Origin of the sequence: Klebsiella sp. HMSC25G12 (assembly GCF_001807705.1) — a bacterium.
GTDB lineage: Bacteria > Pseudomonadota > Gammaproteobacteria > Enterobacterales > Enterobacteriaceae > Klebsiella > Klebsiella variicola.
In genome coordinates, this window is record NZ_KV789927.1 from 1 (window position 1) to 7,151 (window position 7,151).

Below are 7,151 nucleotides of genomic sequence, written 5' to 3' on the forward strand. Positions count from 1 at the left end.
AAGGCGCTGTGCGCCGTCATCCGGGAAATCGGCGCTGTGATCAGCTAATGACAGCCGACGTCAGCTGTGTTTAATTAAGGCTCCCGGACGGGAGCCTTTTTTATGGGAGCAGAACAATGAAACGCACGTTATTTGCCGTGATGGCCCTGCTGGCCAGCGGCGCGGCGCTGGCGGACGAGTGCAGCAACGCCAATACCCAAACCGAAATGAATCAGTGCGCGGCCGCGCAGTATCAGGCGGCCGACAAAAAGCTGAATGACACCTGGCAGCAGGCCCTGCAGCGGGCGGTGGGTAAACAACAAACATTACTGAAGCAGGCGCAGCAGGCATGGATCGCCCTGCGCGACGCCGATTGCGCCTTTCTCGCGTCCGGCGCCGAAGGCGGCAGCATGCAGCCGATGCTGGTAAGCCAGTGCATGACCGATAAGAGCGTGGAGCGGGAGTCTTTCCTCGCCTCGCTGCTGCAGTGCGAGGATGGCGATCAAAGCTGCCCGCTGCCGCCGGCCAATTAACGGACGCGAATGCCTTCGATAATCATCCGCTGGACATTATCGACCGTTTGTTCAAAAAAGGCCGCGTCCTGCAGCGTGGCGCCGGTGACCGCCTCCACCTGGGTGGCAAAGTCGGCGTAATGCTGGGTGGTGGCCCAGATCATAAAGATTAAATGCTGCGGATCGACTGGCGCCAGCTTGCCGCGGTCGATCCAGCCGGAGACAATCGCCGATTTCTCATCGACCAGCGCTTTCAGGTCCCCGGTCAGTTCGCCCATCAGCAGCGGCGCCCCCTGCAGCATCTCGAGGCAGAACAGCTTCGAGGCCTGGGGGTGATCGCGGGACACCTCCAGCTTCAGGCGAATATATTCGCGGATCGCCACCAGCGGGCTGATATCCTCGCGAAACGCCTTCAGCGGCGCCAGCCAGATGGCGAGGATCTGCTGCAGGACAGCCACATACAGCGCCTCTTTCGAAGGGTAGTAATAGAGCAGATTGGTTTTCGATACCCCGGCGCGCTCAGCCACCTGCTCCAGTCGCGTACCGTGAATACCAAATTGCGAAAATGCCTCCAGCGCGGCGGCCAGGATGGCCTCCTTTTTGGCGCTGACCGCTTGTGAACGTTTGCCGTTTTTCTTCACCGCGCCCTGTGCCATACATCCTCTCCTTCAGTTGACGCCACCAGCATAGCAAAAGCCCCGCGCCGACACGACCCCGTGCACCCTGATTGCGCATGACTGCCGTTTTTTCGTGCACTGATTTTGACCATCCAGTCCACTTTTTTATCGTCCTTTTTAGCAACTCAAAAGTAACACATTAATAACATTAGCATTTATAAAACTGGCATCGCCTTTGCTTTACCTTTTCTGCGAGGTGGTCCAGGGAGAGGCAGGATGCCGCACCATCGCAACCCATCTTCCATGACTGCAGAGAGGTAGGTATGAAAATTGGTGTTTTCGTTCCCATTGGCAACAACGGCTGGCTGATCTCTACTCATGCCCCGCAGTATATGCCGACCTTCGAACTGAATAAGGCTATCGTACAGAAGGCCGAGCACTACCATTTCGACTTCGCGCTCTCCATGATCAAGCTGCGCGGCTTCGGCGGGAAAACCGAATTCTGGGATCACAACCTGGAGTCCTTCACCCTGATGGCCGGCCTGGCCGCGGTGACCTCGAAGATCCAGATCTACGCCACCGCCGCCACCCTGACGCTGCCGCCGGCGATTGTCGCCCGAATGGCCTCCACTATCGACTCCATCTCCGGCGGCCGGTTTGGCGTCAATCTGGTGACCGGCTGGCAAAAACCGGAATATGACCAGATGGGCATGTGGCCGGGAGATGACTATTTCGCCAGCCGCTATGACTATCTCACCGAATACGTTCAGGTGCTCCGTGACCTGTGGGGCACCGGGCGCAGCGATTTCAAAGGTGATTACTTCACCATGAACGACTGCCGGGTCAGCCCGCGCCCTTCGCAGCCGATGAAGGTGATCTGCGCCGGGCAGAGCGACGCCGGTATGGCCTTCTCCGCTCAGCACGCGGACTACAACTTCTGCTTTGGCAAAGGAGTCAACACGCCAACGGCCTTTGCCCCAACCGCCGCACGCATGATGCAGGCGGCGGAAAAAACCGGCCGCGACGTGGGGTCCTATGTGCTGTTTATGGTGATCGCCGACGAAACCGACGAGGCGGCGCGCGCCAAATGGGAACATTACAAAGCGGGCGCCGATGAAGAAGCGCTGGCGTGGCTCACCGAGCAGAGTCAGAAAGACACCCGCTCCGGCAGCGATACCAACGTGCGCCAGATGGCCGACCCCACCTCGGCGGTCAACATTAACATGGGCACCCTTGTCGGATCGTATGCCAGCGTCGCGCGGATGCTCGATGAAGTGGCGAGCGTGCCCGGCACCGACGGCGTGCTGCTGACCTTTGATGATTTTCTTGCCGGCATCGACGCCTTTGGCGAACGCATTCAGCCGCTGATGCGCTGCCGGGACCACATTGCTCCTGTTACCCGTGAGGTGGCCTGATGATTACCCTTCCCGCTCGCCCAGAATCCCTGACCTTCGCGCCGCAGCAGAGCGCGCTGATTGTGGTCGATATGCAGAATGCCTACGCCAGTCAGGGCGGTTATCTGGATCTCGCCGGCTTTGACGTCTCCGCCACCCGGCCGGTTATCGACAATATTAATACCGCCGTCGCCGCCGCCCGCGCCGCGGGTATGCTGATTATCTGGTTCCAGAATGGCTGGGATGACCAGTATATTGAAGCTGGCGGCCCGGGCTCGCCGAACTATCACAAGTCCAACGCGCTGAAAACGATGCGTCAGCGTCCGGAGCTGCAGGGCAAGCTGCTGGCGAAAGGCGGCTGGGATTATCAGCTGGTGGATGAGCTGACGCCGCAGGAAGGCGATATCGTGTTGCCGAAACCGCGTTACAGCGGCTTCTTTAACACCCCGCTCGACAGCATTTTACGCAGCCGCGGCATACGCCACCTGGTGTTCACCGGGATCGCCACCAACGTCTGCGTCGAATCGACGCTGCGCGATGGCTTCTTTCTCGAATACTTCGGCATCGTGCTGGAGGATGCCACCCATCAGGCCGGCCCGGCCTTCGCCCAGCAGGCGGCGCTGTTCAATATTGAAACCTTTTTCGGCTGGGTCAGCGACGTCGAGAGCTTCTGCCACGCGCTGTCCCCCGCCACCCCGCTGTCTTTAGCCAAGGAGAAACGTTATGCCTAAACAGGTGATTATTCCGCCAGGCACCACCACGCCGATTGCCCCCTTTGTTCCGGGAACGCTCGCCGACGGGGTGGTCTACGTCTCGGGCACCCTGCCGTTTGATAAGCAAAACAATGTGGTGCACATCGGCGACCCAAAGGCGCAAACCCGCCACGTGCTGGAGACCATCAAGAGCGTTATCGAAACGGCGGGCGGGAGTATGGCGGATGTGACTTTCAACAGCATCTTTATCACCGACTGGACAAATTACGCCGCGATTAACGAGGTCTACGCCGAGTTCTTCCCCGGCGATAAACCGGCCCGCTTCTGCATTCAGTGCGGACTGGTGAAGCCTGATGCGCTGGTGGAAATCGCCAGCGTCGCCCATATCGGCGCCCCGACATGATGAGGCTCAATATTGCTCCAGCCCCATGGCCCGGCGCGCCGGTGGTGGTCCTCAGCGCCGGTTTAGGCGGCGGCGGCGGCTACTGGCTGGCGCAGCGCGCGGCGCTGGAGGCACAGTATCAGCTGGTGAGTTATGACCATAACGGGACCGGGGAAAACGCCGGCCCGCTGCCCGTCGACTACAGCATGGCGACGATGGCCCAGGAGCTGTTCAGCGCCCTGCAGGCGACGGGGATCACCCGCTTTGCGCTGGTGGGCCACGCCCTGGGGGCGCTGATTGGCCTGCAGCTGGCGCTCGATCGCCCCGAGGCGGTGAGCGCCCTGGTGCTGGTCAACGGCTGGCTGACGCTGTCGCCGCACACCCGCCGCTGCTTCCTGGTGCGCGAGCGTCTGCTGCATGCCGGCGGCGCGCAGGCGTGGGTTGAAGCGCAACCACTGTTTCTCTACCCGGCGGAATGGATGGCCGCGCGCCTGCCGCGCCTCGAAGCGGAAGATGCGCTTGCCATCAGCCATTTTCAGGGCAAAGAGAATCTGCTGAAGCGGCTGCAGGCCCTGAAGCAGGCTGATTTTTCACGCCGTGCTGCGGCCATCGCCTGCCCGACGCTGATTGTCAGCGCCGCTGACGACCTGCTGGTCCCGGCCTCCTGCTCCCGCGTGCTGCAGGCGGCGATCCCCGGCAGCCAGCGTGTGGAGATGCCGTGGGGCGGCCATGCCTGTAACGTCACCGACGCCGATACCTTTAATACCATTTTATGCGACGGGCTGGCCGCTATGCTGCCGGTCGCCAGGGAGATCCGATGAACGACGCGATAAACCACACGGCCTGCGAGACGCTGTTTACCCAGGCCCGTACCCACAACGGCTGGCTCGATAAACCGGTGAGCGACGCGCAACTGCAGGCCATCTGGGACCTGATGAAAATGGGGCCCACCTCCGCCAACTGTTCGCCAGCGCGCATCGTGTTCGTCCGCAGCGCGGAAGGCAAAGAGAAGCTCCGCCCAACGCTCTCCAGCGGCAATCTGCAGAAAACCATGCAGGCGCCGGTGACCGCCATCGTGGCATGGGATAGCGCCTTCTACGACCGGCTGCCGACCCTGTTTCCCCACGGTGACGCCCGCAGCTGGTTTACCTCCAGCCCGCAGCTGGCGGAAGAGACCGCGTTTCGCAACAGCTCGCTGCAGGCGGCGTACCTGATTTTCGCCTGCCGCGCGCTGGGCCTCGACACCGGGCCGATGTCCGGTTTTGACCGGGAAAAAGTCGACGCGGCGTTTTTTGCCGACAACGGCTGGAAAAGCAACCTGCTGGTGAACATCGGCTATGGCGACCCCGGCAAGCTGTACGGCCGCCTGCCGCGTCTGTCCTTTGATGAAGCCTGCCTGCTGGCATAAGGAGTTGGCGATGGAGTTAGCGGACAAAGCGAGTTTTCGTGACGCCATGGCCCACGTCGGCGCCGCGGTTAACATTATTACCACCGATGGCCCGGCGGGCCGGGCGGGTTTCACCGCCAGCGCGGTCTGCAGCGTTACCGACACGCCGCCGACCCTGCTGGTCTGCCTGAACCGCTCGGCCTCGGTGTGGCCGGTGTTCAGCGAACACCACTCGCTGTGCGTCAATACCCTGGCGGCCGGACAGGAGGCCCTGTCGACGCTGTTTGGCGGTAAAACGGCAATGGACGAGCGTTTTGCCGCCGCCGACTGGCAGACCGGCGCCACCGGCTGTCCGCGGCTGGAGGCGGCGCTGGTCAGCTTTGACTGCCGCATCGACCAGCGCGTCAGCGTCGGGACGCACGACATTCTGTTTTGTCACGTCGTGGCCATTACCCGTCACCCGGAGCCCCGGGGACTGATGTGGTTTGACCGCGGTTATCACACGCTTATGCGACCCGCTTGTTAACCTTTAACCCGGGATATCATCATGGCACTCTTCGATTTTCCTCGCTGGAAGTTGACCTCCCCCGCCGCTGAGTCCGGCGTTGTCGCCCCCGATGAACGCTTGTCGGCCGGGCAAACGCTGGTGATGGGCGTGCAGCACGCCGTTGCGATGTTCGGTGCGACGGTGCTGATGCCGTTGTTGATGGGGCTCGACCCCAACCTGTCGATTCTGATGTCGGGCGTCGGCACTCTGCTGTTCTTTGTCGTCACCGGCGGACGGGTGCCGAGCTATCTCGGCTCCAGCGCCGCTTTTGTCGGGGTGGTGATCGCCATTACCGGCTTTAACGGCCAGGGGCTGAACCCTCATCTGAGCGTCGCCCTTGGCGGGATCATCGCCTGCGGGCTGGTTTACACCCTGATTGGTCTGGTGGTGATGAAGATCGGCACCCGCTGGATCGAGCGCCTGATGCCGCCGGTGGTGACCGGCGCGGTGGTGATGGCAATCGGCCTGAACCTGGCGCCGATTGCCGTGCGCAGCGTCTCCGCCAGCGCCTTCGACAGCTGGATGGCGGTGTTGACCGTGCTCTGCATCGGCATAGTCGCGGTATTTACCCGCGGGATGCTGCAGCGTCTGCTGATCCTGGTCGGCCTGATCGTTGCCTGCGCACTGTACGCCCTGCTGGCTAACGGCTTTGGCCTTGGCAAGCCGCTGGACTTTTCTTCCCTCGCCCAGGCGGCGTGGTTCGGGCTGCCGCACTTTACCACCCCATCCTTTAACGGTCAGGCGATGATGTTGATTGCGCCGGTCGCGGTGATCCTGGTGGCCGAGAACCTCGGGCATCTGAAGGCCGTCGCCGGGATGACCGGGCGCAATATGGACCCGTACATGGGGCGCGCCTTCGTCGGCGACGGGCTGGCGACCATGCTCTCCGGCTCGGTGGGCGGCAGCGGGGTCACGACCTATGCGGAGAACATTGGCGTCATGGCGGTGACCAAGGTCTACTCGACGCTGGTCTTTGTCGCCGCGGCGCTGATCGCGATGCTGCTCGGCTTCTCGCCGAAGTTTGGCGCATTAATCCACACCATTCCCGGGCCGGTGATCGGCGGCGCCTCGATCGTGGTCTTTGGCCTGATCGCGGTCGCCGGGGCGCGGATCTGGGTACAAAACCGCGTCGACCTCAGCCAGAACAGCAATTTGATCATGGTGTCGGTGACCCTGGTGCTGGGCGCCGGCGATTTCGCGCTGTCGCTGGGCGGCTTTACGCTGGGCGGAATTGGTACGGCCACCTTCGGGGCGATCCTGCTGCACGCGCTGCTTCATCGCGGGACGCGCGAGGCGAAGGAGGCCAGGGTAACGCCGGTGTAAGCCACATTAGCGCGGCGTTGGCGCGTGGGCCTGGGTGGTGTGAGCCTGTAGGCCGGATAAGGCATTTATGCCGCCATCCGGCACCGCCGCAGGTACGGAGCCTGACCGACCGGCGGCGCTGCGCTGACGCGGGCCGACTGACCGTCAGGGCTGGATAATTTGATACGGTTATCGGTTTGCAACGGTTTCGCCCCGGCAAAACGGTTGTTCTGTGTTATTTCCGGGCAGATGGCGCTCCCGATAGGTCTTCTGCGTTATGCCTCTCCTGGCGCAGGGAGCGCACAGGGGGCGGCCAGT

At 62.2% G+C, this 7,151-nt stretch carries 9 protein-coding genes; 8 read left to right on the forward strand and 1 reads right to left on the reverse strand.

The features are described 5' to 3' along the window. Positions 1–116 precede the first annotated feature (116 nt). Positions 117–512 (forward strand): lysozyme inhibitor LprI family protein, encoded by a 396-nt coding sequence (locus tag HMPREF3096_RS26725; RefSeq protein ID WP_008805943.1) that lies wholly within the window; start codon positions 117–119, stop codon positions 510–512. Here HMPREF3096_RS26725 and rutR read toward each other — a convergent pair. Continuing rightward, the gene (rutR, locus tag HMPREF3096_RS26730; protein WP_004204508.1) at positions 509–1,147 is read right to left on the reverse strand and encodes an HTH-type transcriptional regulator RutR; all 639 of its coding nucleotides are present in this window, start codon (positions 1,145–1,147) and stop codon (positions 509–511) included. The genes HMPREF3096_RS26725 and rutR overlap by 4 nt on opposite strands. 284 nt (positions 1,148–1,431) lie before the next feature. Between rutR and rutA the strand changes: the two genes are divergently transcribed. Genes rutA through rutG form a run of 7 tightly spaced genes read left to right on the forward strand, consistent with a single transcriptional unit; the run spans position 1,432 to position 6,854 of the window. Next, positions 1,432–2,523 carry a pyrimidine utilization protein A gene (rutA, locus tag HMPREF3096_RS26735; protein WP_004204507.1) on the forward strand — a complete coding sequence of 364 codons (1,092 nt, stop codon included), beginning with the start codon at positions 1,432–1,434 and terminating at the stop codon, positions 2,521–2,523. Further along, on the forward strand, positions 2,523–3,233 hold the full coding sequence (gene rutB, locus HMPREF3096_RS26740; RefSeq protein WP_023339874.1) for a pyrimidine utilization protein B: 711 nt from the start codon (positions 2,523–2,525) through the stop codon (positions 3,231–3,233). The genes rutA and rutB overlap by 1 nt, the downstream gene beginning before the upstream one ends. Continuing rightward, positions 3,226–3,618 (forward strand): pyrimidine utilization protein C, encoded by a 393-nt coding sequence (gene rutC / locus HMPREF3096_RS26745; RefSeq protein WP_012542267.1) that lies wholly within the window; start codon positions 3,226–3,228, stop codon positions 3,616–3,618. Before rutB ends, rutC begins: the two co-directional genes overlap by 8 nt. Further along, positions 3,615–4,418: a pyrimidine utilization protein D gene (rutD, locus tag HMPREF3096_RS26750; protein ID WP_032729923.1), complete on the forward strand. Its 804-nt coding sequence runs from the start codon at positions 3,615–3,617 to the stop codon at positions 4,416–4,418. Before rutC ends, rutD begins: the two co-directional genes overlap by 4 nt. Further along, the gene (locus HMPREF3096_RS26755) at positions 4,415–5,005 is read left to right on the forward strand and encodes a malonic semialdehyde reductase (protein WP_008805939.1); all 591 of its coding nucleotides are present in this window, start codon (positions 4,415–4,417) and stop codon (positions 5,003–5,005) included. The genes rutD and HMPREF3096_RS26755 overlap by 4 nt, the downstream gene beginning before the upstream one ends. A gap of 10 nt (positions 5,006–5,015) precedes the next feature. Then, positions 5,016–5,510, forward strand: a complete 495-nt coding sequence (gene rutF / locus HMPREF3096_RS26760; protein WP_032729921.1) for an NADH-dependent FMN reductase RutF — start codon at positions 5,016–5,018, stop codon at positions 5,508–5,510. Positions 5,511–5,531: 21 nt separating this feature from the next. Next, entirely contained in the window at positions 5,532–6,854 is a 1,323-nt protein-coding gene (gene rutG / locus HMPREF3096_RS26765) for a pyrimidine utilization transport protein G (RefSeq protein ID WP_032729920.1), read from the forward strand. Positions 6,855–7,151 lie beyond the last annotated feature (297 nt).